25 protein-coding genes are annotated in these 22,418 nt (G+C 61.3%); 13 read left to right on the top strand and 12 right to left on the bottom strand.

Going from position 1 to position 22,418, the window contains the following annotated elements; all coding sequences use genetic code 11:
- Positions 1 to 93 precede the first annotated feature (93 nt).
- Entirely contained in the window at positions 94 to 1,662 is a 1,569-nt protein-coding gene (locus ACKWRH_RS28460) for a S10 family peptidase (RefSeq protein WP_445216223.1), read from the top strand.
- Here the strand turns inward: ACKWRH_RS28460 and ACKWRH_RS28455 are convergent.
- Both ACKWRH_RS28455 and ACKWRH_RS28450 read right to left on the bottom strand, forming a co-directional pair.
- A complete protein-coding gene (locus ACKWRH_RS28455; protein ID WP_445216222.1) occupies positions 1,649 to 3,037 on the bottom strand; it encodes a serine hydrolase domain-containing protein in 1,389 nt (462 codons plus the stop codon). The genes ACKWRH_RS28460 and ACKWRH_RS28455 overlap by 14 nt on opposite strands.
- Positions 3,038 to 3,147: 110 nt before the next feature.
- Positions 3,148 to 3,690: a tetratricopeptide repeat protein gene (locus tag ACKWRH_RS28450; RefSeq protein WP_445216221.1), complete on the bottom strand. Its 543-nt coding sequence runs from the start codon at positions 3,688 to 3,690 to the stop codon at positions 3,148 to 3,150.
- 251 nt (positions 3,691 to 3,941) lie between these two features.
- Here ACKWRH_RS28450 and ACKWRH_RS28445 point away from each other — a divergent pair, with 251 nt between their 5' ends.
- The 4 genes from ACKWRH_RS28445 to ACKWRH_RS28430 all read left to right on the top strand — a co-directional run bounded on the left by ACKWRH_RS28445 (position 3,942) and on the right by ACKWRH_RS28430 (position 6,446).
- Positions 3,942 to 4,310, top strand: a complete 369-nt coding sequence (locus ACKWRH_RS28445) for a His-rich protein BRANT (protein WP_445216220.1) — start codon at positions 3,942 to 3,944, stop codon at positions 4,308 to 4,310.
- A gap of 212 nt (positions 4,311 to 4,522) precedes the next feature.
- Entirely contained in the window at positions 4,523 to 4,957 is a 435-nt protein-coding gene (locus tag ACKWRH_RS28440; protein ID WP_445216219.1) for a hypothetical protein, read from the top strand.
- A gap of 287 nt (positions 4,958 to 5,244) precedes the next feature.
- Positions 5,245 to 5,952 (top strand): outer membrane protein, encoded by a 708-nt coding sequence (locus ACKWRH_RS28435; protein WP_445216218.1) that lies wholly within the window; start codon positions 5,245 to 5,247, stop codon positions 5,950 to 5,952.
- A gap of 251 nt (positions 5,953 to 6,203) precedes the next feature.
- Positions 6,204 to 6,446 (top strand): DUF6719 family protein, encoded by a 243-nt coding sequence (locus ACKWRH_RS28430; protein WP_038935984.1) that lies wholly within the window; start codon positions 6,204 to 6,206, stop codon positions 6,444 to 6,446.
- A 44-nt stretch (positions 6,447 to 6,490) separates the two neighbouring features.
- Here ACKWRH_RS28430 and ACKWRH_RS28425 read toward each other — a convergent pair whose 3' ends face one another.
- Together ACKWRH_RS28425 and ACKWRH_RS28420 are read right to left on the bottom strand one after the other, a co-directional pair.
- Entirely contained in the window at positions 6,491 to 6,745 is a 255-nt protein-coding gene (locus ACKWRH_RS28425) for a hypothetical protein (RefSeq protein ID WP_445216217.1), read from the bottom strand.
- A 296-nt stretch (positions 6,746 to 7,041) separates the two neighbouring features.
- Complete coding sequence (locus ACKWRH_RS28420) at positions 7,042 to 7,428, bottom strand: hypothetical protein (RefSeq protein WP_445216216.1); 387 nt, start codon at positions 7,426 to 7,428, stop codon at positions 7,042 to 7,044.
- Positions 7,429 to 7,530: 102 nt separating this feature from the next.
- On the opposite strand from ACKWRH_RS28420, the gene ACKWRH_RS28415 reads away from it, so the two are divergent.
- Positions 7,531 to 7,695: a hypothetical protein gene (locus tag ACKWRH_RS28415; protein WP_445216215.1), complete on the top strand. Its 165-nt coding sequence runs from the start codon at positions 7,531 to 7,533 to the stop codon at positions 7,693 to 7,695.
- A gap of 3 nt (positions 7,696 to 7,698) precedes the next feature.
- On the opposite strand, the gene ACKWRH_RS28410 is transcribed toward ACKWRH_RS28415, so the two are convergent.
- On the bottom strand, positions 7,699 to 7,917 hold the full coding sequence (locus ACKWRH_RS28410) for a hypothetical protein (RefSeq protein WP_445216214.1): 219 nt from the start codon (positions 7,915 to 7,917) through the stop codon (positions 7,699 to 7,701).
- Positions 7,918 to 8,135: 218 nt separating this feature from the next.
- Here ACKWRH_RS28410 and ACKWRH_RS28405 point away from each other — a divergent pair, with 218 nt between their 5' ends.
- The 5 genes from ACKWRH_RS28405 to ACKWRH_RS28385 all read left to right on the top strand — a co-directional run bounded on the left by ACKWRH_RS28405 (position 8,136) and on the right by ACKWRH_RS28385 (position 13,972).
- Positions 8,136 to 9,833: a methyl-accepting chemotaxis protein gene (locus tag ACKWRH_RS28405; RefSeq protein ID WP_445216213.1), complete on the top strand. Its 1,698-nt coding sequence runs from the start codon at positions 8,136 to 8,138 to the stop codon at positions 9,831 to 9,833.
- A 252-nt stretch (positions 9,834 to 10,085) separates the two neighbouring features.
- Positions 10,086 to 10,805 (top strand): class I SAM-dependent methyltransferase, encoded by a 720-nt coding sequence (locus tag ACKWRH_RS28400; RefSeq protein ID WP_445216212.1) that lies wholly within the window; start codon positions 10,086 to 10,088, stop codon positions 10,803 to 10,805.
- Between the two features lie 81 nt (positions 10,806 to 10,886).
- The gene (locus ACKWRH_RS28395; RefSeq protein ID WP_445216211.1) at positions 10,887 to 11,600 is read left to right on the top strand and encodes a class I SAM-dependent methyltransferase; all 714 of its coding nucleotides are present in this window, start codon (positions 10,887 to 10,889) and stop codon (positions 11,598 to 11,600) included.
- A gap of 105 nt (positions 11,601 to 11,705) precedes the next feature.
- Positions 11,706 to 13,538: an outer membrane protein assembly factor BamB family protein gene (locus ACKWRH_RS28390; RefSeq protein WP_445216210.1), complete on the top strand. Its 1,833-nt coding sequence runs from the start codon at positions 11,706 to 11,708 to the stop codon at positions 13,536 to 13,538.
- Positions 13,539 to 13,558: 20 nt separating this feature from the next.
- Positions 13,559 to 13,972 carry a GFA family protein gene (locus tag ACKWRH_RS28385; RefSeq protein WP_445216209.1) on the top strand — a complete coding sequence of 138 codons (414 nt, stop codon included), beginning with the start codon at positions 13,559 to 13,561 and terminating at the stop codon, positions 13,970 to 13,972.
- Between the two features lie 10 nt (positions 13,973 to 13,982).
- Here the strand turns inward: ACKWRH_RS28385 and ACKWRH_RS28380 are convergent, their stop codons facing one another.
- Both ACKWRH_RS28380 and ACKWRH_RS28375 read right to left on the bottom strand, forming a co-directional pair.
- Positions 13,983 to 15,551, bottom strand: coding sequence for a recombinase family protein (locus ACKWRH_RS28380; RefSeq protein ID WP_445216208.1), 1,569 nt, complete (start codon positions 15,549 to 15,551; stop codon positions 13,983 to 13,985).
- 10 nt (positions 15,552 to 15,561) lie between these two features.
- Complete coding sequence (locus ACKWRH_RS28375) at positions 15,562 to 15,753, bottom strand: hypothetical protein (protein WP_445216207.1); 192 nt, start codon at positions 15,751 to 15,753, stop codon at positions 15,562 to 15,564.
- 54 nt (positions 15,754 to 15,807) lie between these two features.
- On the opposite strand from ACKWRH_RS28375, the gene ACKWRH_RS28370 reads away from it, so the two are divergent.
- Together ACKWRH_RS28370 and ACKWRH_RS28365 are read left to right on the top strand one after the other, a co-directional pair.
- Entirely contained in the window at positions 15,808 to 16,044 is a 237-nt protein-coding gene (locus tag ACKWRH_RS28370; RefSeq protein ID WP_445216206.1) for a helix-turn-helix domain-containing protein, read from the top strand.
- 109 nt (positions 16,045 to 16,153) lie between these two features.
- Complete coding sequence (locus tag ACKWRH_RS28365; protein WP_445216205.1) at positions 16,154 to 16,792, top strand: hypothetical protein; 639 nt, start codon at positions 16,154 to 16,156, stop codon at positions 16,790 to 16,792.
- Positions 16,793 to 17,241: 449 nt separating this feature from the next.
- Here the strand turns inward: ACKWRH_RS28365 and ACKWRH_RS28360 are convergent, their stop codons facing one another.
- The 5 genes from ACKWRH_RS28360 to ACKWRH_RS28340 all read right to left on the bottom strand — a co-directional run bounded on the left by ACKWRH_RS28360 (position 17,242) and on the right by ACKWRH_RS28340 (position 22,409).
- Entirely contained in the window at positions 17,242 to 18,648 is a 1,407-nt protein-coding gene (locus tag ACKWRH_RS28360; protein ID WP_445216204.1) for a hypothetical protein, read from the bottom strand.
- Positions 18,605 to 19,690: a nucleoid-associated protein gene (locus ACKWRH_RS28355; RefSeq protein ID WP_445216203.1), complete on the bottom strand. Its 1,086-nt coding sequence runs from the start codon at positions 19,688 to 19,690 to the stop codon at positions 18,605 to 18,607. The genes ACKWRH_RS28360 and ACKWRH_RS28355 overlap by 44 nt, the downstream gene beginning before the upstream one ends.
- 149 nt (positions 19,691 to 19,839) lie before the next feature.
- Positions 19,840 to 20,715, bottom strand: coding sequence for a bifunctional DNA primase/polymerase (locus tag ACKWRH_RS28350; protein WP_445216202.1), 876 nt, complete (start codon positions 20,713 to 20,715; stop codon positions 19,840 to 19,842).
- 82 nt (positions 20,716 to 20,797) lie between these two features.
- Positions 20,798 to 21,016, bottom strand: coding sequence for a hypothetical protein (locus ACKWRH_RS28345; protein WP_445216201.1), 219 nt, complete (start codon positions 21,014 to 21,016; stop codon positions 20,798 to 20,800).
- A gap of 265 nt (positions 21,017 to 21,281) precedes the next feature.
- On the bottom strand, positions 21,282 to 22,409 hold the full coding sequence (locus ACKWRH_RS28340) for a phage major capsid protein (RefSeq protein ID WP_445216200.1): 1,128 nt from the start codon (positions 22,407 to 22,409) through the stop codon (positions 21,282 to 21,284).
- Between the last annotated feature and the right edge of the window lie 9 nt (positions 22,410 to 22,418).

Below are 22,418 nucleotides of genomic sequence, written 5' to 3'. Positions count from 1 at the left end.
GGCGCCATCGGACCGGCTATCCCCAAACCGTCGCAATTTCTCGCTAGCCTTTCGATGCTCGCCGGCTCTCGCAGCCGGACAAGGAGAACGATCATGGTCATGCGTTTGCCGGTGCTCCGCCGCGCGGCCCTGGTACTGGCGGTGTCGACTTTCGCGCTCGCCGGATTTGCCCGCGCGGACGATCCGCCGCAGCCGCGCGCCGAAACGACGGCCCCGGCGGGGCAGAAGGGTGGGCGCGGCGGCAATGCGCCAGGCGCATCACAGGGTTCATCGTCCGCCGCCGAGCCGCATCGTCTTCCGTCGGATTCGACCACGAAGCAGACGCTCGATCTGCCGGGCCGTGCACTCGACTTCACCGCGACTGCCGGCTCGATCCGCGTGTTCGACGGCAAGGGCGAGCCGCTCGCCGACATTGCCTATACGTCCTATGAGCTCGATGGTGCCGACCGCGCGACGCGCCCCGTGACGTTCCTGTTCAACGGAGGGCCCGGCGCGTCCTCGGCATGGCTCCAGTTCGGCGCTGCGGGTCCGTGGCGGCTGCCGCTCGATGGCGAGGCCCTGTCGCCGTCCGCCTCACCCGCGGTGAAGCCGAACGCGGAGACGTGGCTCGACTTCACCGATCTCGTCTTCATCGATCCCGTCAGCACCGGCTACAGCCGCTTCGTTGCCAGCGGCGAGGACGCGCGCAAGTCCTTCTACTCCGTCGACGGCGACGTCAATTCGATCGCGCTCGTGATCCGCCGCTGGCTGGAGAAGCACGACCGGCTGACTTCGCCGAAATATGTCGCCGGCGAAAGCTATGGCGGCATTCGCGGGCCGAAGGTCGTGCGCCAGTTGCAGCTCCAGCATGGCGTCGGCGTCAGGGGATTGATCCTGGTGTCGCCGCTCCTGGACTTCCGCGAGTTCACCGGCACCAGCCTCCTGCAATATGTCGCGACGCTGCCGAGCTATGTCGCGGTGGCGCGCGAAGCCAAGGGGCCGGTCAAGCGCGCCGATCTCGCCGACGTCGAGGCTTACGCGCGGGGCGAGTTCCTGGCCGACCTCGTCAAGGGCGAGGCGGACAAGGAGGCCGCCAATCGCCTTGCCGACAAGGTCGCCGAGCTCACCGGGATCGACCAGGCCGTGAGCCGCCGGCTCGCCGGCCGTTTCGACGTCGGTGAATTCCGCCGCGAGTTCGACCGCAAGAACGGCAAGGTGACAGGGCGCTACGACGCCTCGGTGCGAGGCTATGATCCCTATCCGGATTCGAACAGCTCCCGGTTCGGCGATCCCTCGGGCGATGCGCTCCAGGCGCCGCTGACGAGTGCGGCCGTCGATGTTCTCACGCGCAAGCTCAACTGGCGGCCGGATGGCTCCTATGAAGTCCTCAACGGCGCCGTCGAGGGCAATTGGGATTTCGGCCGTGGCATCAACCCGCCGCAGTCGGTGTCGGAGCTGCGCCAGATCCTCGCCACCGACGGAAAGCTGAACGTGCTGGTCGCGCACGGCCTGTTCGATCTCGCCACGCCCTATTTCGGATCGAAGCGGGTGCTCGACCAGCTCCCGGCGTTCGCAACGCAGCGGGTCAAGTTCGTCGTCTATCCCGGCGGCCACATGTTCTATTCGCGCGACGGCTCGCGGCAGGCGTTTCGGAGCGAGGTCGAGGCTCTTATCCGAGAGTAGGCCGCCGCTTGCGTGGCGGATATCTCCGCGCGATCTCCTGTGCCACGACACGCTCCGGCTTGATGTTGGCGCCGGCGATCCAGATGTCGCTGACCTTGCCGCGCTTGTCGCGGACGCGGCGCACCGGCTCGCCGTGGCTGGAATAGCCGGCAGCCCAGGCGAGCTTGCCGGTGTCGCGGCCGGTGACCTCGATCTCGGCGGCATCCATGAACGGATTGTTGAACTGCGGATTGGCGACCAGCACGCGGTTGCCCGCGGGGACGAGATCGGTTGCGCCCCAGATCGTCCACCAGCGGCCGGTCCAGTCGCGCACGCGGCGGTCGGGTGCGCCGCGAGTCCTGAACACGCGCAGGATCTGCATCGCGCCGTCCATCCAGAACGGCGCCGCGCCGTCGATCGAGTTGCTGAGGATGCTGATCGCGAGCTCGCAAGCGGGGATGGAGCAGGTCCGGGAGATGTAACCCTGAAAATGGCCGCCATGGCCGAACCAGTCCCAGCCGTCGGTTTTGCCGGCGTTGATGCCAAGGCCGTAATAGGCCTCGAAACTCTGCGGGATGCGCCAGTGATGCCGGGTCATTTCGCGGCGGCTTGCGACTGAGAGCACGCTCTTCCTGGCGTTGGGCGCAAGCTGCGCGAAGAAGCGGGCCGTATCGCCGGCGGTGGCGGCGAAGCCCGTGGCGGACGCCATCGCGTGCGTCGGATTGTCGCCGGGGATCACGCAACGCTCGCCCAGGAGCACTTTTCGCGTGTGGCCGCGCGCGAACGATGCGCCCTTGGGAAGCGGCGCATCCGGCTCAGTCTCGCGCAGGCCTGAGGGCTCGATGATCTCCCGCTTGATCCAGGCGGAGTAGGGCTCCTTCGTCACGGCTTCGATGACGAGGCCGAGCAGGCCAAAGCCGTGGTTGGAATATTTGAACCGCGTCCCCGGCTCGATCGCGGTCGGCAGCTTCAATTCCGCGAGCAACTCCCTGGCGTTGAGATAGGGACGGTTGTCGATGAACTGCCCGGAATCGGCGCCATCGCGCGTCAGCCCCGCGCTGTGCGAGAGCACCTGTGCGATCGTCGTGTCGGCGACGCGTGGATGCAGGCCGCCGATATATTGGCCAATCGTGTCGTCGAGCCGGAGGTTGCGCTGGTCGCGCAGCTTCATGATGCCGGCGGAGGTGAAGCTCTTCGAATGCGAGGCGATGCGGCAGCGGTGGCGCGGGGTGAGTTTCTCGCCTGTGTCGAGATTGGCAAGACCAAAGGCGTGCTCGGCGATGATTTCGCCGCGATGGGCAAATGCGACGATGACGCCGGGCTGTTGGAATGTCGTTTGTTGCAATTCGATCCAGGAGCCGATGTAGTCGATCGCGGATCGCAGCCACGTATCCATTGCGCACCAATTTGCGAGGGGAGCACTTTGATGCGAGAGGCTAACCGAGAAAGCAGAACGGGCACAACCCCGAGGTTGTGCCCGTTCGCTTAGTTCAAAGACGCGATGTCTCAGTAGACGAGCGTCGCGCCGGTCGGCTTGTCGAGCGCCGCGGCGAGCGAGCGATACTCGGAGCTGTCGGTGCCGGCGAGCGAGGCGATCTTGTTCAGGTGGTACTGCGCCTGTTCGCGGTTGCCCTGCTCGAGCTGCCAGAGGCCGTAATACTGCCAGGTGCGGACGTGGTTCGGATCGTCCTTCAGCGCCAGCTCGTAATAGACCTTGGATGACTGGTAGTCGCCGAGCTTGCGATAGGAGTAGCCGATCAGATTGGCGACGTCGGCGACGTCGTCGCGCTTGAGCGACTTCAGCTGGCCGATCGCGCTCGTGTAGTCGTGACCGTCGTAGATCGTGGTGTAGGCGGTGCGATAGGCCGCGAGGAATTTGGGATCGCTGATGGAGGAGCTCTTCTTCTTCCCCTTCTTGGCCGAGCTGTCCGACTTCGGCGGCGGCGAGGGCTCGTCGCTGCCCGCGGCGTAGGCGCTGGTCAGCATCGGTCCGGCGGCCAACGCCATCGAGACAAGCCCCGGCACCAGAAGCATGGAAAGTTTGCGCATCTATCTTCTCCCGAATGGAACGTGGCGATCCTACACGATTGCCCAAAGACCGGAACACCCATCGGGCAAAAACATTCCCACTTCGCACGATCTATTCGCCCATCCGCAGATGACAAACTTGTCATCGAGATGAACAGAAGCCTGCAGAGGACTTCAGACTGGGTTCAGCGCGCGCCGCCTAGGCTCCCACCCACGATCGAAGAGTAGGCGAGAGGGCGCCGCCTCAAGATCCTTCCAAGAGGAGACCGACCATGTTGAAGACCATTTCCGCAGCCTTGCTCGCCGCTTCCGTGATCGCAGCGCCGGCCTTCGCCGCTGAAGCCGGCAAGACCACCACGACCGCGCCGGTGATCAAGGCGGACCAGAGCCAGACCAAGGCGTCGACCACCGCCGCGAAACCCGAGGCCGGCGTCAAGGCCGACACGAAGGCCGCCGACGTCAAGGCGGACGCCAAGGTGGACACCAAGTCGAAGGCGATGAACGCCAATGCCGCGGTCACGCCCGACGAGCACAAGGCCGTCCGCACGCATCGCCACCACAACAAGCATCTGTCGGCCAAGAAATCGCTGAAGGCGCAGCCTGACGTGACCAAGCCGGCGGCCATCGACAAGCGCAGCTAACGACTGATCCGGCGCGGCGGCATCCCTGGCATTGCCCGCCGCCGCGTGCGGAATTCAGGCCCGGCCCGTCGTCTCGGCGTCAGCGCGAAAGCGCGGGCGCCGGCGGCGGGGCGGTGCGTTATTTGGGCAGCATACGAGCAGGACCGAATTCCCTTCCTGCAACCTTGGGGCTAGAACATCCTCCGAGTCTGATCGAGCGGAGAGCGTGGCCTGTGGGGCGATTGGCGAAGCGTGCGGTGATCCTGGCGTTGGTTCTGGCATTGCCGTTGGCGCTCGCGGCATGTTTCGGCAGCGACGGTGATCGTCCATCCCTGATGGGGGGGATCCAGGCGGGAGGGCCGCAGCCGTTCCCCGACAATTTTCGCAGTGATACGCTGGCCTTGATGCGCGCTTACCTCAACAATCCCGTCGGCGTGCGCGAGGCCGGCATGGCCGATCCGGTGCTGCGCGAGATCGGCGGACGGCAGTTCTACGTCGCCTGCCTGCACTTCACGCCACGCGAGACCGACGGCAGCTACAAGGGGATGCGCGAACGGGCCGCCGTCTTCGTCAACGGGCGGGGCGACCGCATCGTCGATCGCGCCGGCGAGCTCTGCGCCGGTGCGGTTTACGCACCCTTTCCGGAACTGGAAAAGATGACGCGGTAGCGCAAAGCCGGCCTTCATCGGCAGGTGCTAGGACAGAGGCCGCCGGAGCCGCTGGATCACAATTTGGCGAGCTTTGAACGGGGCCGGTTTGCCTTGCGACAGATCGTTACAGCCCGCCTTGCGCAGACGACGAAAACAGTCGGTGCAAGCAGGCGTGACGGAACAAAATCGCGTTGTTGCCACCCCGTCACAGTGACGAACGATCAACGTTCCGGCATCGCCGCGAAGCAACCTAATTCACGCCACGTTGTTTCCTGAGTGTCGAATTTGAAAGAACGGGGATGATCATGAAGAGGATTTTGCTGGGCGCCGTTGCTCTGCTGGCGCTGGCTGCACCGGCCGCCGCGGCCGACATGCAGCAACGCACCTATACCAAGGCGCCCGTCTATACGCCGCCGCAGGTGATCTACAACTGGACCGGTTTCTATATCGGCGGCCATGTCGGCGGCGCCTTCGCCGGTGACAGCAGCTTCCAGTCGAGCGACGCCCGCTTCCTGGACGGTGTGCAGGGCGGCTTCGACTACCAGTTCGCGCCCAATTGGGTGGTGGGTATCGAGGCCCAGTATTCCTGGCTGCCGACCAACAACAACGGTGTCACATTCCCGCTGGGGACGCAGGTGACGTCGAACACCGACCAGCTCGGGTCGGTGACCGGCCGCATTGGCTACACCTGGGGACCGGCGCTGGTCTATGCCAAGGGCGGCTACGCCTGGCGTAATGGCGGCCTCGGCGTCAACGTCGCCGGCGTGGCGCAGCCCTTCACCGCCACCGGCAACAACAAGGACGGCTATACTGTCGGTGCCGGCCTCGAATACATGTTCGCACCGAGCTGGTCGGCCAAGGCCGAGTACCAGTACTACAACTTTGGCAGCACGACCTTCACCTCCGGTCCGGCCGACGTCGTCGGCGTCCGGGGCCGCGAGGACGAGCATACCGTCAAGGTCGGTGTGAACTACCGCTTCGGCTGGGGCGGACCGGCGGCCTCGCGCTACTGACGCCCAACAGCGACTACGACCTGACAAAGGCCGGCTCACGCCGGCCTTTCGTTTGCCAGGCCCTTGTGTGCCAGTCTGTTGTTTGCTTTGCGTGAACCATCTGGCGCGTCATTTGCAAGCAAACGGTCTGGCGCGCGCGTTCTCACGCGCGTCATGGGACTGGCGTAAAGCAAAAATAATTTTTGCCGCCTACGGAACTCGCGCTCCGGAAGGCGTTATATGAGAATTACCGGGCTGGTGGGACGACGGACATGCGTATCTTTGTGTCGGCAGTAGTGCTCTCGTGCTTCATCTCCCTGCCGTGCGCTGCACAGACAATCCTCAAATCCGAGCCTCTGATGCTGGCACCCTATGAGGTCGCCTTCGTCAAGGACGCTTCCTGCCCATCCGGCAAGGTGCTGAAGGTAACAGGGGCGATCCGCGGGCTGCACCGCCGCAAGGCCTGCGTGGTGCTGGCGGGCGAGCAGGCCTCGCTGGCGACCGCGACCCCCTGAGAGATCCCTTCTCCTGAGATACGCGTTGGGCTTGCGGCCAGACCTCAGGAATTCAGCTCAAGCTCGATCCTCGACTGCTGTTCGGCCTCGGCCTTGTTTCTGGCGGGGTCCTCGCCTTGGGCGGCCCGGCAGGGCTTGATCTCGTAGTCATTGTCCAGGACCCGGCGCGGCCCGTGGCGCTGGTCGTCGGTGCTGACATCCACGACGAGGCCGCTTTGCTGCGCGAGCTGCCAGACGTCGGCCTCGCTGGGATAGGCCTTGCTGATTTGGGCGTCGTTGCAGAACAGGGCGTAGGGCATTCTTCCCGCTCCCGGAAAGCGCGTTAACGGCTTCACGGGGCAAGGGGTTCCGGGACGATCACGGGGGCGTGATCTAAGCCGCGGGCCCTGAGTCTTTAACGAGTCATGAATCCCAAAAAAAAGAATCCCTGGGACTCATTTGCCGGAATCAGCGGATGTTTTCCGCCATGACGACCGACCTCAAGACCTGCTGCGGGCACATGCTGCTGCCACTGACGCTGGGATTGCTCAGCGCCTGTGCGGCCAATCTCTGGTTGGTTTGGTCCTGGCTGTAGGTGTCTGATCGACCGCCGGCCTTAGTTTTCGGCTGGCGGACGGAGGGAGGGGTCACGAATGGCCGCGCGGAGCCTGGTCAGGGTCGCCGCGCAATACTCCTCCCGCTCGCGCTCGAATCGCTCCTGATGCTTGCGGAAATTGGCGATGCGGGCCTGCATCTCGGAGCGGAAATCGCCGCTTGTCCGTGCTGGTGGGATTATGTCGGGCGGGGCGTGCGGCACGACTTGCGGCGGCTTGATCTCGACCGCGAAGGTCTCGACCGCCACGGTCTCGACCGTGACGGTCCCCACCGGCACGTCCGGTGCAGCCGTCGGTCTCTCCGGCGGATGATCCTTTTTGCCGGTTACCGATTGGACGAAGGCCATCGTCTGCGCGATCAGTGCGTCGCGCTCGCTGATCCACTTCATGGTCCACCTCTGTTGGAGCTATTCCAGCAAAGCTGGCCGGCCGAATCAAGGAGGTGTCCGGCTGGGGATTGCATATTTTTCCCGCCCGCCCGACAGTGAGGAATGGACGTCAACACAGACAAGTCCGACGAAGCACAGGGCCTGAGGCTCGTCCGTGCGTTCTTGTCGCTGCCGCCCGACAAGCGGGCGGAGGTGATCGCGTTCGTGGAGGAATTGGCGCGGGCCCAAGGCCGGCCCGAGGCGGGCACGGAGGCATCGCCGACGTGAGCGCTAGCGCTCGCGCGGGTTGATGTTGGGCTCGAACGGCGCCCCGACCACCCGGACCGGCGTCGAAGCCGTAACGTCGATCGCCGCGCGTTCGGCGACCTGCGTTGCCGGAGCCGGCCCTGGTGCCAGTTCGAACAGCGCAACGGTGCCGGCCACGGCGACACAGCACAGCGTCACCGTCGCCAGCAGAAACATGTTTCGGTTTTCTTCCTTGATCCGCATGGGCCGACAACGGCTCACGCCAGCGACCGGTTCCGGCCGGTCATGTCCGGATCACGCCCCCAAAACTGGCTGAAGCTTACACGAAGCTTACGTCGACCCCCCGAATAGTTATTTTTCCGTAAGACTACTCGGGGCATTTGGCATCAAATCTTAACGTCCGCCGGTTCCAATGCCCGTTGCTGGGATTATGCGTCGGCAGAAGCAGTGGGGCGGCTGTGATGGGCTTTTTGAACAATCTGAAAATCGTGTGGAAGGTCGCGCTGATCGTGGCGGTGATGGGTTGCGCGATGCTCGCCGTCGCCGGCTTCGCGGCGCGCGAACTTTCGGCGACTGTCGACGGATTTGCCGAACTCTCCGCCGCGCAATCCTCGGCGCTCAACCTGACGCGGGCCCAGCGCCGCGCCGAGACCTATCATGCCGCGCTCTATGCGGTCTTCACTGAGGCGACGGAGGCTGGCAACGCTGGCCGTCTCAAGATCGCGAACCAGAACCGCAGCGAAATCGGCCAGTACCTCGATGCGGCCGTGCAGGACGACCGGTCGCGCGCCAGCCAGGTCAAGAGCATCGGGGACCAGCTGAAGGCCGCGTTCGCCAGCTGCGATCCGGTACTCCAGGCCGGCGCGCAGGCAAGCAGCGTGGAGGAGAATGCCAAGGCCGCCGAACGTGCGCACAAGGAGTGCGATCCGGTGCTGGACGCGGCTCTCGCACGCATCGTCCAGTTCGTAACCGAGTCCGCACAGGCGGTCAGCAACCGCAAGGAAGCCATCAACCGCGACGCCAGATCCGCGACCTGGACCGTGATCGGCGTCAGCGCCGGCGGCCTGATCGTCGGCATCGCGATCGCACTGTTCATCGGCCTCAATGCGATGTCCCGGCCGATCGCCCGGCTCAAGCTCGCCATGGAGGGTCTCGCCCGCAACGATCTCAAGACCGAGGTGCCCGAGAAGGGCCGGAGCGACGAGATCGGCGACATGGCCAAGACCGTCGAAGTGTTCAAGACCAACGCGCTCGAGGTCGAACGCCTCAAGGCTGCGCAGCTCGAAATCGAGAAGCAGGCTGCCGAGCAGCGCCGTCGCGACATGGTCAACCTGGCCGATGGCTTCGAACGTGCGGTCGGCGAGATCATCGAAACCGTCGGGTCCGCTTCCACCGAACTCGAAGCGTCGTCCTCGACGCTGGCCACCACCGCGCAGCGCGCGCAGGAGCTGACCTCGGTGGTCGCGGTCGCTTCGGGTGAAGCCACCGGCAACGTGCAGTCGGTTGCGACCGCCACGGAGGAGCTGTCGTCCTCGGTCAACGAGATCAGCCGGCAGGTGCAGGAATCCGCGCGGATGGCGGGCGAAGCCGTCACCCAGGCGCGCACCACGACCGAGCGGGTCAGCGAACTCTCGATCGCGGCGACGCGGATCGGCGACGTCGTCGAGCTGATCAACACGATTGCCGGCCAGACCAACCTGCTGGCGCTGAACGCCACGATCGAGGCGGCACGTGCCGGCGAGGCCGGCCGCGGTTTCGCGGTCGTCGCCTCCGAGGTGAAGACGCTGGCCGAGCAGACGGCGAAGGCGACCGGCGAGATCAGCCAGCAGATTTCCGGCATCCAGACCGCGACCCAGGAATCGGTCAACGCGATCCGCGACATCTCCGCGACGATCGAGCGGCTGTCGGAGGTGTCTTCCACCATTGCCGCGGCCGTCGAGGAGCAGGGCGCCGCGACCCAGGAGATCTCGCGCAACGTGCAGCAGGCCGCTCACGGCACCCAGCAGGTCTCCACCAACATCACCGACGTGCAGCGCGGCGCGGCCGAGACCGGCTCGGCGTCCTCGCAGGTGCTTTCGACCGCCAAGATGCTGGCGACCGACAGCAACCGGCTGAAGGACGAAGTCGGAAAATTCCTCCGCACGGTGCGCGCGGCGTAAGTGTGCGCGGCGGCACTCGTCCGCCGCGTTCACCGCGCCTAATGCGGAAGCAAAAGGCCGAGCGCGAACACCAACAGCATGGCCGTCATGACGACGGCCGTCACGGCGCCGGCAACGATTTTGGCCTTCTCTTTGCTGGTGGTCGAGCGCATCGGATGCGCAGGCTACCTGATGTTGAACTCTGATCCAATCCGTGGTCAGTAGCCGCGCAGCCCGATACGCGCGGCCAACACCATTCCCGTAGGTCGACCCATGAACGAGGACGTCAGCGACGGCTGGGCCGCGTCCGCGGCCGCCTGGATCATAGAGCAGGGGGAAGACGGCGACTATGGCCGCCGCTTCGTCCTGGACGCGCCGATGCAAGCGCGGATTGAAGGGCGCGGCTTTCGCAATGCGCTCGACGTTGGCTGCGGGGAGGGGCGCTTCTGCCGCATCATGCAGCGCGTCGGCATCCGCACCACCGGCCTCGATCCGACCGAAGCGTTGCTTGCGCGCGCCAGGGAGCTGGACCCGACCGGCAACTATCGGCTCGGCCGCGCCGAGACGATGGAGCTCAGTGCGGAATTCGACCTGGTCGTCAGCTATCTCAGCCTGATCGACGTGCCCGACCTCGGCGCGGCCATCGCGAAGATGGTGGCGGCGCTGCGGCCGGGCGGCACGCTGCTGATCGCCAACCTGACCAGCTTCAACACCGCTGGCCAGCCCGACGGCTGGACGCGGGACGGCGAGGGTATCCCGCGATTTTCGATCGACCATTACATGGAGGAGCGGCCGATCTGGGTGAGCTGGCGCGGCATCCGGATCCAGAACTGGCATCGTCCGCTCGGCACCTACATGACGCTGTTGCTCGATCACGGCCTTCAACTGCGTCTGTTCGTCGAGCCGGAGCCCGCAGGCGGCGATCCCGAGAGGAATGCCGTTCATCGCCGCGTGCCCTATTTCCACATCATGGAGTGGCAGAAGCCGGCCTGAGGGAAGCGGCCGGCGATTTCGCAGGCGACGCTGCGGCTGTATAGTGGGTCCGCGACGGAATCTTGACGCGAGTCCCGCCCGATGATCGCCAATCGTCCACCCGTGCTCGCCCACGAGCGCTTCGTTGCGGACCGCGAGAACTTTGACGGCCTCGATCTCGCCGCGCGGTTCGAGCGGATCGAGCGGACCAACCTGTGGGGCGCGGCCACATCCGTCTCGGGCCTCGGCTCGGAGGACCTGGCAACCGCCGCGCTCCGGGAGGAGCTTCCTCCCCTGCTGCAACGGCTCGGCGCGCGCTCGCTGCTCGATGCGCCCTGCGGCGATGCCGGCTGGATCGGCCGCATCAAGTTCGACATCGACTACACCGGCATCGACATCGTGCCGTCGCTGATCGAGACCAATCGCCGGCGTGTGGCCGGCGGCGAGTTGTCCGGCCGGTTTCTCGTTGCCGACATCACGCGCGATGCGCTGCCGCGCGCGGATGTCATCCTGTGCCGGGACTGCCTGGTTCATTTGAGCTTCGACAACATCGCGCGCGCCGTTGCCCGCTTTGCCGAGAGCGGCGCGGGCTTCCTGCTGGTCACGACATTTCCCGAATGGGATGCAAATCGCGACTGCGCGGATGGCGATTGGCGCGCGCTGAAGATGGCGAGGGCGCCGTTCAACTGGCCCTCGCCGCGCGCGCTGATCAACGAGCGTTGCAAGGAGGGTGGCGGCGGCTGGCGCGACAAGAGCCTTGCCCTATGGCGTCTGGATGAATTGCCCGGTCGCGTCCGCATGGCCACGGCGATGTGACAGACGCAGGCGGAACGTCCATTGCGTCCGCGATCGCACTGGCGATACACTTCAGGTTGTGTGACGTGATCTTTGGGCCGCGTGCCGACGATGCCGGAGAACGCCATGAGGCCGAGTTTTGTCGTAGCCGCTCTGTTGATCTGGTGCTCCGCGCCGGCACTGGCGCAGCAGGACGGCGCTGCGCTCTACGCAGCGCACTGCGCGCAATGTCACGATGCCGGCGATGCCCAGAACCGCGCGCCCGCGCGCGGCGCCATGCGGGCGATGTCGTTCGATCACGTGCTGGGGACGCTGACCTCCGGCAGCATGGCCGCGATGGCGAAGGAGCGCAGCGACGACGAGCGTCGCGCGATTGCTGCTTTCGTCACCGGCAAGGCCGCGATCAGCAGCGCGTCCGACGGGCAGGGCCGCTGCACGCAGCAGATCAGCGGCTTTCCGCAACCGCTCGACGGTCCACGCTGGAACGGGTGGGGCGTCGACCTCAACAACAGCCGCTTCCAGCCGGCCGACATGGCGGGCCTGACCGCGGCGCAGGTGCCGCGCCTGCGGTTGAAATGGGCCTACGCGTTTGCCGGCGCCTCGGTATCCTTTGCGCCGCCGACGATCATGGGCGGCCTGCTGTTCATCGGCGGCACCGACCGCAAGGTGCACGCGCTCGACGCGCGAAGCGGCTGCACGCTGTGGACGTTCGCGATCGATGTGGCGGTGCGCGCCGCGATCACGGTCGCACCGCTTCCCGGCTCCGATCAGTTCGCGATCTTCTTCGGTGATTTGCGTGCCAATGCCTATGCCGTGAACGCGCTGACGGGGGCGGTGATCTGGAAGACCAAGGTCGAGGAGCATCCGGCCGCGCGCATCACCGGCGCACCGGTGCTGCATTCCGGCGTGCTCTACGTGCCGGTGTCCTCGCTCGAGGAAGCCGCCGGCTCGCAAGCCTCTTACGAATGCTGCACCTTCCGCGGCAGCGTGGTGGCGCTGGAAGCCGCGACCGGCAAGCCGGTCTGGCAAGCCTATACGATCCCGGAAGTGCCGCATCCGACCGACAAGAACGCGAAGGGCGTGCAGCTGTTCGGCCCGTCCGGTGCCGCGATCTGGTCGGCGCCGACGATCGATGTGAAGCGCGGCGCGATCTATGTCGCGACCAGCAATTCCTATTCGAATCCGCCATCCGCAATGAGTGACGCGATTCTCGCCTTCGATCTTGCGACGGGAAAGCTGCTCTGGAGCCAGCAGGCCACACCGAAGGACGCTTATGTCGTGGCATGCTACGGCGCGGACAAGACCAATTGTCCCGAGGATCACGGACCCGACCACGATTTCGGCCAGTCACCGATCCTGGTGACCCTGCGCGACGGCAGGCGCGTTCTTGCCATCGCACAGAAATCCGGCGTCGTGCACGCGCTCGATCCCGACGACGGCGGCAAGATCCTGTGGCAGACGCGGATTGGGAAGGGCGGTGCGCTTGGCGGCAGCGAATGGGGCTCGGCGGCCGATCAGGATCACATCTATGTCGCGAACTCCGACGTGCGTTTCCTGCGTGACGGCACCAGACGTCTCGACTCCACGCAAGGCGGCGGCTTGTTCGGCCTCGATCTCGCCAGCGGGAGAGTCGTGATGGAGGTGCCTCCGGTCGCCTGTGGCGATCGTCTCCAATGCAGCCCCGCGCTGTCGGCGGCGGTGAGCCTGATCCCCGGCGTCGTGTTCTCCGGCGGCGTCAGCGGTTTCCTGCGTGCCTATGCCAGCGACGGCAAGCTGCTCTGGGAGTTCGACACCGCGCAGGATTACAAGGCCGTCAACGGCGTCCCCGCCCATGGCGGCGCAATCGACGGTCCCGGGCCGGTCATCGCCGGCGGCATGCTCTATACCAATTCCGGCTACGGCCAATGGAGCGGTGTCGCCGGCAACGTGCTGCTGGCGTTCGAGGTGGGAACGGAGTGAGCGCGAGGCAGGGAGGCGCGATGAGCGATGCCCGATGCAGTTGTGGCGCCGTTGCATTGTCGCTCGCGGGGCCATCCCGCGCGGTCGTTGCTTGTCACTGCATGGACTGCCAGCGCCGAACCGGTGCGCCCTTCGGCGTCGGTGCCTTCTACGCGGCTGAGGCCGTCACGATCTCGGGGACCCCAAGCGAATACGTTCGCAAGGCCGCGAGCGGCGGCAACGTCCGCAGCTATTTTTGCACCAATTGCGGTTCGACGGTCTACTGGAAGGCGGACAATCTGCCAGGGATGATCGGCGTCGCCGTCGGCGCGATAGCGGACCCGAATTTCCCGGCTCCGCAAAGATCGGTTTTCGAGCAGTCGAAACATGGCTGGGTCGAAATCAACGGTGCGAAGCACTTTAAGCAAAGCAGTGCACCGAAGAATGCAAGCTGAGGTATCCGCCTCAAGCGCTGGTGCCGGCTGAGGGGATTACCCTGTTTAGCCGACAATCCGGTTCCCCTAAGAGGACAAAGAGCCGCCCCCTCAACTCAACCCTGTAATCCTCACCGGCTCGTCGGGGCAGGACGGTTACGCTGTCGATTAATGAGCGTATGCTGTCCCGGAGGATTTCGTTAGGTTTCTCTTCGAGACCGGATAACTGGGTCAAATGGGTCTTGAACCGGGCAATGGAAGCCGGGTGCAAATCGACCTTGGATATCGACTCGTCAGCCGATGCAATTTCACTTTCTAGGTTGGCCGCTTCTTGTCGGTTGGCTGCGATTTTCGGTGCGACTTCGTGCGCTTCGAATACCCCGGCTTTTACGGCGTCAATCAGACGGTCCATTTCCTTCTTGCAGACGGTTAGCCGGGATGCGAGCTTCGCTTTGTTCTTGGTCGCTGCGGCGGACTGTGCGCGCCTTTCGGACACATAGGCTTCAACGAATTTGCCCATTCGCTCGGGGTTATCGATGCTTTCGTTCAGTCGTCTAACAACTAGGCTTTCGATCTTCTCCACATAGTATTTTGCGCCATTCGAACAGCTTCCGCTTTCTCTGTGTCGGCTACACTTTATGCGGGGACCACTCCGATCGTTTCCGTCCAATGTCATTCCAGAACCGCAAGCGCCGCAGCGTAACAAACCGGACAGCAATCGGGTCGATTTTGGTGCCCTGCGTGCGGAAGGTGTTCCGGCCTCCATTCGCCGCTCTTTAACCCGGCCAAAGAGCTTGTCGTCTATGATACGAAGGTGGGGCACTTCTTTGTAAACCCAATCGGAAGATGGATTGTCGCGCCGAACCTGCTTACCGGTTTTGGGGTTTTTGAAATTTTTGCGCTTGTTCCAAACAACTCGGCCGACGTACCGCTCGTTCAGTAAGATGCCTTGGCCCCGCGCAATATTGCCGTTGATGGTTGACGCGTTCCACACACCGCCGCGAGGGGATGGAATCCCATCCTGATTAAGATTGGCGGCAATCTTTCGAGGCGAAGCCCCGTTTCCGTATTCCTCAAATATTCGTTTCACAACCTTTGAGGTCTCGGGGTCGATATCAAGGACTCCAGCTTCGCCCTTGCGGACACGATAGCCATAAATGTCACCACCTGGATTGCGCCCTTCGTCAAGTACGCCCTTCTGTCCACGCCGCACCTTCTGGGCAAGGTTCGTTAGGAAGAGCTTGTTCATCACACCTTTGATGCCGACGTGCATTTCGTTGATGCGGCCATCCGAGCAGGTGTAAATCTCAACGCCCTTGAAGGACATTTCTTCGAAGAGTTCGGCAGTGTCGCGTTGACTTCTGGAAAGCCGGTCTAAATCTTCCGATAGGACGATATCAAACCGGCCGGTATCGGCGGCCTCAACCATCTTGATGAAGTCAGGCCGACCGAAGACAGATGCACCCGATTTAGCTCGATCCTCGAACCGATCAACGACCTGCCAGCCGTTCTTGGCTGCATACGCTTCGCAAAGACCAATTTGCTGCTCAATTGACTTATCGTTTTGCAGATCGGACGAATAGCGAGCATAAATGGCCACTCTAGGCGCGCTATTGGAGTGTATTGTCATTGGCTGCTTCCATTTCCAAATGGTCGATTCGCGCGTAGTGCTTCGCCAATGCGATCACGAACGCGTCCAGCGCGGCCTTCGTTTCATCATCCTCGATCTTCAGTGCTGCACTGCCATGGTCGGTGTATCTGTGACCACCGTTGGTCGCAGGATGGAGATTAGAGTCGATCATTCACGCACCTTATGATAGATATAAAAAGAATCCAATGATCCTTCTGGTGACATTTTGAGTATTTTGCCGCAGCAATCCCGCGCCGCGCGCGGCCTTCTGAACTGGACGCAAGCCGATCTAGCCGCTGCTGCGACGCTCGGCGTGGCTACCGTCAAGAATTTTGAGAGTGAACGGCGTGAAACGACAGCCGCAAATTTAAAGGCAATTCAGCGGGCGCTTGAGGACGCGGGCATTGAATTGATTCCAGCGAAGGGCGGGAAGGGCGTTGGCGTTCGGCTGAGAGAAGGCTAGAGCCTGACTGGCAACGCCACCTCCGATTTTCGCAGGCGAATGCGCTTCACTAGAAATCAACCTGCAACGATAAATACTTGCCAATCTTAGGTGAAGCTAGAAGGCGATCATGCGAAACGATAGTGACGGCAGTGATGCTGTAGCGGTTCTTTCATCCGGCCAAACGCTCAAAATCCACGGCGTGACTTTGTACCCGACTGAAAGCATCGCCATCATCAGCGGCCTTAGGTCGGAAGCCGCTTCAAAGATGGGCGGCGTATCAACCGGAATCGGATTTATTGGCTCCCCAACCTGGGCCATCGGCGCGGGTGCGGCGCTGGGCTTTCTCGAAAGTGTGGCTTCTGATGCGGCCCGAAAGAACGGCTTGAAGATGTTCGCAGAAGCCGACCGGCAAACAGATGCAATGTATGCGCAAGGGTTACTGTTTCGGATGAAGGATGTCACGAACAGCGACAGGCCGTTGCCCGCTTCTTGGTCATCAACAGCCTTAGTCGATGACTATCAAAGTATCGCCCCCTTATCGCGCAAGCAGCAAGACGCTGTGTTGTCACAAAACAGGCTAACGCAGGCAGACCTCGTTAATGGGTATCTGATGCCAATCAAGCGCGAGCGCCTGTACTCACACAATGGAGACGAGTTTCTGAGCGTAGATACAGACTTCGGCTTGATTAATATCCGATGGTCTAGCGTCGTCGGTTACATCGGACCAAATCGGAATTCACCGCCGCCGCTGCCGCCGTCTCCGTGATGTCCAGATCGCTGAGGCCGAACGCTATTTCTGGCGCGAGTTCGCGGCGTTGCACGGAAAGACCTTTATATTCACGTATAGTATGGCAATTCCGAAGGGAAGATTCCCATCTTCCGGTTTGTCCTTAATATTTCGCCGCAGCATGTCGATAATTTGTGATCCAGTTAGAACAAGGTGATCGGGGGTGCAATAGAGCGGCGTTTGCTTCCGTATCGACTCCAAATACGAGTTTGCCCACGATATTCCATTCTGATTCTGCGATACTATTGTTTCGAAGTAATCCCGATCGGTAGGGCTGCCAAAATCGTACCGTTTCAATAGCTCCGAAGCTGTCATTTCAGCCCTTGAGGGAGAAGACGTGAAGCATAGTAGCAAGCCTGCGACATAGAGTGGCGTTACGGCAGCGCGATACATTCAGTATCTCTCTCAGAGTCGGATGAAACCGGGACCTATACTTGGCGAACGTGCGTAGCGACGAACCGGAAAAGGTTCTCTTGCGCAATCGATGATTGAGCAAGCCATGCTAGCGCCACGATCGCTATCCCGTACGCAACAACAACAAAGAAGCGGTACCACTTAAAGCTTTTCAAGGCCGTGCGATAATGCCTTGCTGCAAGCTCTTCATAGTCTTTTTCTAGGAGAAGTGGCGCATACAGGCGGGATCGGAAGCTTTTCTCATTCTCTGCAATTGCATTTACGGCACTGGTGGCGGCGACCACCGTAAAAGCACAACTAGCTACCAAATAAGCTATAGCAAACCAAATGAGCCAAAACCCCAAGGTTGCCGTCGTTGCTTTCAGGACGACAACGCCAAAGGCAACCGCTGCATCGCGCCAGAGGCCAGAAGAGAGTGAAGCCGTGTTGTTGCCTAGAGATCGAACGTCATCGGACAGACCTTTTCGAAGGTCAGACATCAGTTTAAGCGCATCGACACCCTTCGCCTGTAGATGCAATCTATAGGCCGTCCGCGCGGCTTCGAGACTCCCGTTCAATGCCTCTCTAAGCCCCCGCAACCACGACGCGTCAGGAGGGAAGAGCCTTACCAATTCTGCCGCAAGCAAACTATGTCGAGTCTCGGCGTCAGGGCCCTCAAAATAAATCCAACGGCAAACTTCCGATAGAAGAATGTGAAAAGCCCGATCGCTTTCCTTGGTGGTGTCTTGTTCGATTTCGGCTGTAATCTTTCGACCAGCGCGAACATGCGCTAAAGCACGACCATCGCTATCGAGCGAAATGGCGTCAGGAATGCACAAGGCAAGACGCCGTATTGCCGTTTGCCGAATTCGATCGGACCACCAAGCATCAGTGTCGTCATCAACGATCCAGACGCGCGGGGAGGCTGGCAGCAACCCTTTGCCGGACATGTCGTTGACTAGGCGACGTGGACGAATAGTCACTTCCTGGTCGGCCGTTGTGCCAGCCCAATCGTCTGGCCATGGCCCAATCTTGATGCCCGCTTGGTCGCACTTAAATTCAGAGGGAAGTTCGGCGACGATGACTTCGCTGCTTTCTTCAAGCCGTGAAGCATCAGATCGAATCGACTGATCAAGTCCATCAATCGTCAAGAACTTCAGCGCGCGCTCTGACCGTAGCTTGACGATTCGAACCGAGAAGGTCCGATCAGAAAACGTCTCGATCTGCTCGCCGAGCAGATCGTATTCATCATCAAGATCGGCATCTGTAACGCTTATGGTAACTCCAAACGCCGCAGCGTCCGATCTAATGGATTGCAACTGTTTCCAATGGTTGAGACCGCCGACTTTGACGTTTTGCTGAAAAATATCGCAAGTCTCGGTCGGCGGCGAAACGCTGTTACTGCGCAAGCCGACGGCTAGCAGTCTCATCTGCGAGGTCATCGTCATCAATTCCTGACGTTCGAATCGTAATTGTGGCGCGTCCGTCGGAATGCCTGTCTACCCTCACAAGCGCGTCACCCGCGTCCTCTAATTGTTTGGGATAGATGATTAGAACATTCTCGCGTGTTTTCAGTCTCCGCATGGGCGGTGGTTTGACACGTTCTTTGTCGATTTCGATAACTTCACCTGAAATGCGTTTGTGATGAAGTGACCGATCGATGTGTTTGCGAAAACTGTCATCTTGCCAGAACGCACCGAAGACTTGCGAGCCGAAAACATTCAAGTCGTCTCCCGGCTCAATGGTCTCGCGCGCTTGGACGGCATCGTGCAAGTTTTTTCGCCAGTTGTTCTTTACGGTGTCGGGCATCAATGACTTGAACTTGCGCACGCTGTCGGCGAAGGCATCCACAAGACGACCGGTCGCGTCCGTGGGCGTATAAAGACGACGGACTCCCAAGAAGGTTTTGAAATACTCACTAACGTTACGCTTGTTGACACGATCGTAAACAGCAAGCTGGCCGCCATCTTGATCTTCATTCAGTACGATCAGTGCCGACTTTTGCATGGCCTTGCGATCTTCGATGAATGTATTGTCTACCTCCGTCACCTTTGCGCGAATGCTGCCGTCTGCCTTTTTCGTTTGCTGATATCGCAGCACCGTTTGATCATCGAGCTTGATGAGCGCGAATGCTGGGACATTGAGGCCACCAAGCTGCGCCACAATAAAGGCGCCGCGCGATGACATGGGCGCCACTTTGTGAGCGCCATGAAATGATTCGGTCAGTTGTTTTGTTCTTGTGACAAACTTCGTTGCATTATCTGCTATCGATTTGAGGGAAGGGCGAACGCCTGCGTCCGGCCCGATGAAGTTGAAACGATTGCCGACATTCGTTTCGCGAATGCGCGCTAGAAAGAAGTCATCGAAGCCGGAAGCATCGATTTCATCCATCAATTGCAAGTCATCGTCACTTGGACCGACGACATGAAAAATCATTCGCTGAATGGTGATGCCATCCAGCAACTCTTGATCTAGGAGCCCCATAACGAAACGATCCCCCGGGTACGCCTGTGCGCCAGAGGTCCAAGTAGCAGAGATTTCTGGTTGCAACCAATCAGAAATAAGAACATAACAAGAACGTTCACATCTGTCAATAGTCGTATGGCGGTGTCTAGCTGGCTGATTCGGTGAAGCTAACCGGTTCCGGTGAACGAGGGGTGTCGCCGCCTGCTACTGAACGCCGATACGTCGAAGCCATCATTGGCAGCCGGAAGCGAAGGCTTGAAGTCAATTTGCTTCGTGAGCCAATCAACAGCCCTGTAGAGATCGCACGCGCTGGCCAACATCACGATATTGATTGGTGTATGCGGCTCATCGGCGCCCCAATCTCGAATTCCTTCCGCGTGGAAGGAGAGGTTTGCGTTCTCGACACCACGCCAAGCCGCAATCGCGCGATAACCTTTGCCTGATCTGCAAGTGCCCGGAAGATTCAACGCAGGCACCCAGCGGTCCAAGTTGCGCAAGGCCGTGTCGTTTAGCTCGCGCCATAGGGTGTCGCCTTCGCCCGTCTCATAGGCCCTTGGTGGTTCGTACCCGAACGGAGCCAATGCTGCCTTAAGCCGTTCTGCCACCTCATCAGGAAGCTCCGGCAGGTGATCAATCGAAGTGTTCTCAAGTGAGTCTGTGCCATTCCAAACGTAGGGAAGGTTGGTGATTGGATGGATCGTCGGCGGAACCAACGCCTGGCGGCCGTGGGCGAGCAAATCCACCACACGTTCTTTGCCGACGCTGAAGGGCTGCGATACGATCGCAGGCGAGCCACGATAGAATGCACTGAAACCCTTGGCGCCGCGTTTGATCACATCGCTGTACGGCAGCACCGAAAGGACAGCGCCCATTAGAGCGCCGTCGTCGGTGTCGATATCAATGACTTTAAGCTGGTGGCCGATTGCCACGCAGACACCGGCATCGGGCCACTTATCCCAAATGTCGGTTTCGATCTCAGTCGGAAGCCGATTGCAGAAACGAGTCCAATCTGACGTGCCGCGCCACGCACCTAGAGTGTACATGCCGGGTCGTTTCGTTCCCGGCATGACAGGGATAGCCGAATGGCCGCATTCAATTAGGCGAGCGCCCGCGCTGGCGTAAGGGCTAAACGAATTCATTAAACGGATTTGCCTCTTCTTTCTGCGGTATGACTTTCATCCTGGCGCGCTCTGTCGGGCCAAAGCCGAGCTTGATCAGCGTGGACACCAAGAGCGCGCGTGCGGGGTTATCGATCTGGCCGCTTCGTTGCTGAGACATCAGGTTGGCGGCGATCTCAACCATCATGGCGTCGGCGCTGGTGAGCCAAAATCCTTCGGCCTGCATTTCCGTCCAAGCCGTCTTCTCAGCCGCACAGAGCCGCGTAGGCGGGTCTCCAAGGGGCGTATCCGGTCGGGGTTCATCTTGGCGCTCGCGCCGCCTCTCAGGGTGCCGGGCGAATGATCCGCGCGCCTCTAGGACGGCGGTAGGGGTTCGGGTTCTCAATTTGGAATCCTGAAATTGGAGTTCGTGAATCTTCATCTGGGAGCCGGTCGAAGGCCCCCCTCTGGAAAGTTTGGCCGGTGGCGAACCACCGGCCGTTCGTGGGACCTTAGCTAACGGCTACCTTCAGCTTGCGCAGTGCCTCAGCCTTGCCAACGCCACCGGCCACGCGGCGACGCCCCCAGAACCTGGTCAGCCCGTTCGAAGCCTGCGTATAGGGATCACGCATGATCGATAGCGCGACACGATCGAAAATCCGGTAGCCCGCGCCGAACTCACCGAAGATGATCGGAAACGATCCAACGGCAACGTCGGGCATGTCAGGCATTTCTACAATTGGCCGACCGAGCAAGGTGGTTGCCGGAGCGTTGTTCACGCCCTGCATGGAGGCCAGGTAATCGCCGTTCTTATCCTTAAGCTTGCGCACGGCGCTTAGCGTGTTGGAGTTCATTCCCCAAACTGCATTCGCTCGGTACGGCGTCTTGACCGAATGGTACAGATCAATGATCCCGTCCGCTTGGCCGTTCGCGTCTGCAATCGCTCCGGGAGACCCGGACGCGGTATATCCAATCGTCGTGTCCTGCATGAAGCCCGCAGGTGACAGGATACTTGCGCCGTTGACGAAGGCTGCCGACTCGGCCTGCCCAAAGGACTCAGCGAATTCGAAATTGAGCATCGCGCCGATGTCCATCTCGGCGTCTTCAAGCATCTGATTGGAGACATCGACGTATGCGCTCAATTCGCGGACGGTGTAGCGACGTTCGCCAAACGTCATGGTCGTGCTGGGGCGCGGTGCTGTCTCTCCCGTCCACTGCGCAGTCATCCCGGATTGCCTATTCGGCCAAAGCACGGCGCCGGAACTCGTCGGAATTACCCGCGCGAGCGCTCGAATGGGTGAGAAGAGAACAAGGTTGCGGTCTAGTTCCGCCTGAAAGTATTCGGGTGCGAAGAAGCCGCCTGCCGTATCGTCGGCCACGCGCAAGGTTTTGGTCTCTTCGCCGCGCCTAAGATACGAGTCGAACGCCTTACGTTCGGGGCCAGCGGCATTGTTATCATTCGCTGCAACCAATCCATGTCGATTGATCTTCAGTTCGAGCGCATCGAGTCGGCCTTTGAGATTGTCGTTTGCTGCCGATTTTGTGTTGACGGTTTCGGCCAACCTGGCCAGAGCAATTTCAACGTGAGCGAAATCATCTGCCGCCTTGGTCTCAAGGCGGGCTGTAGTTGCGGTAGTCAAAATGAATTT

Source organism: Bradyrhizobium sp. Pa8 (assembly GCF_052588265.1).
This window is presented reverse-complemented; position numbering and strand designations above follow the sequence as displayed.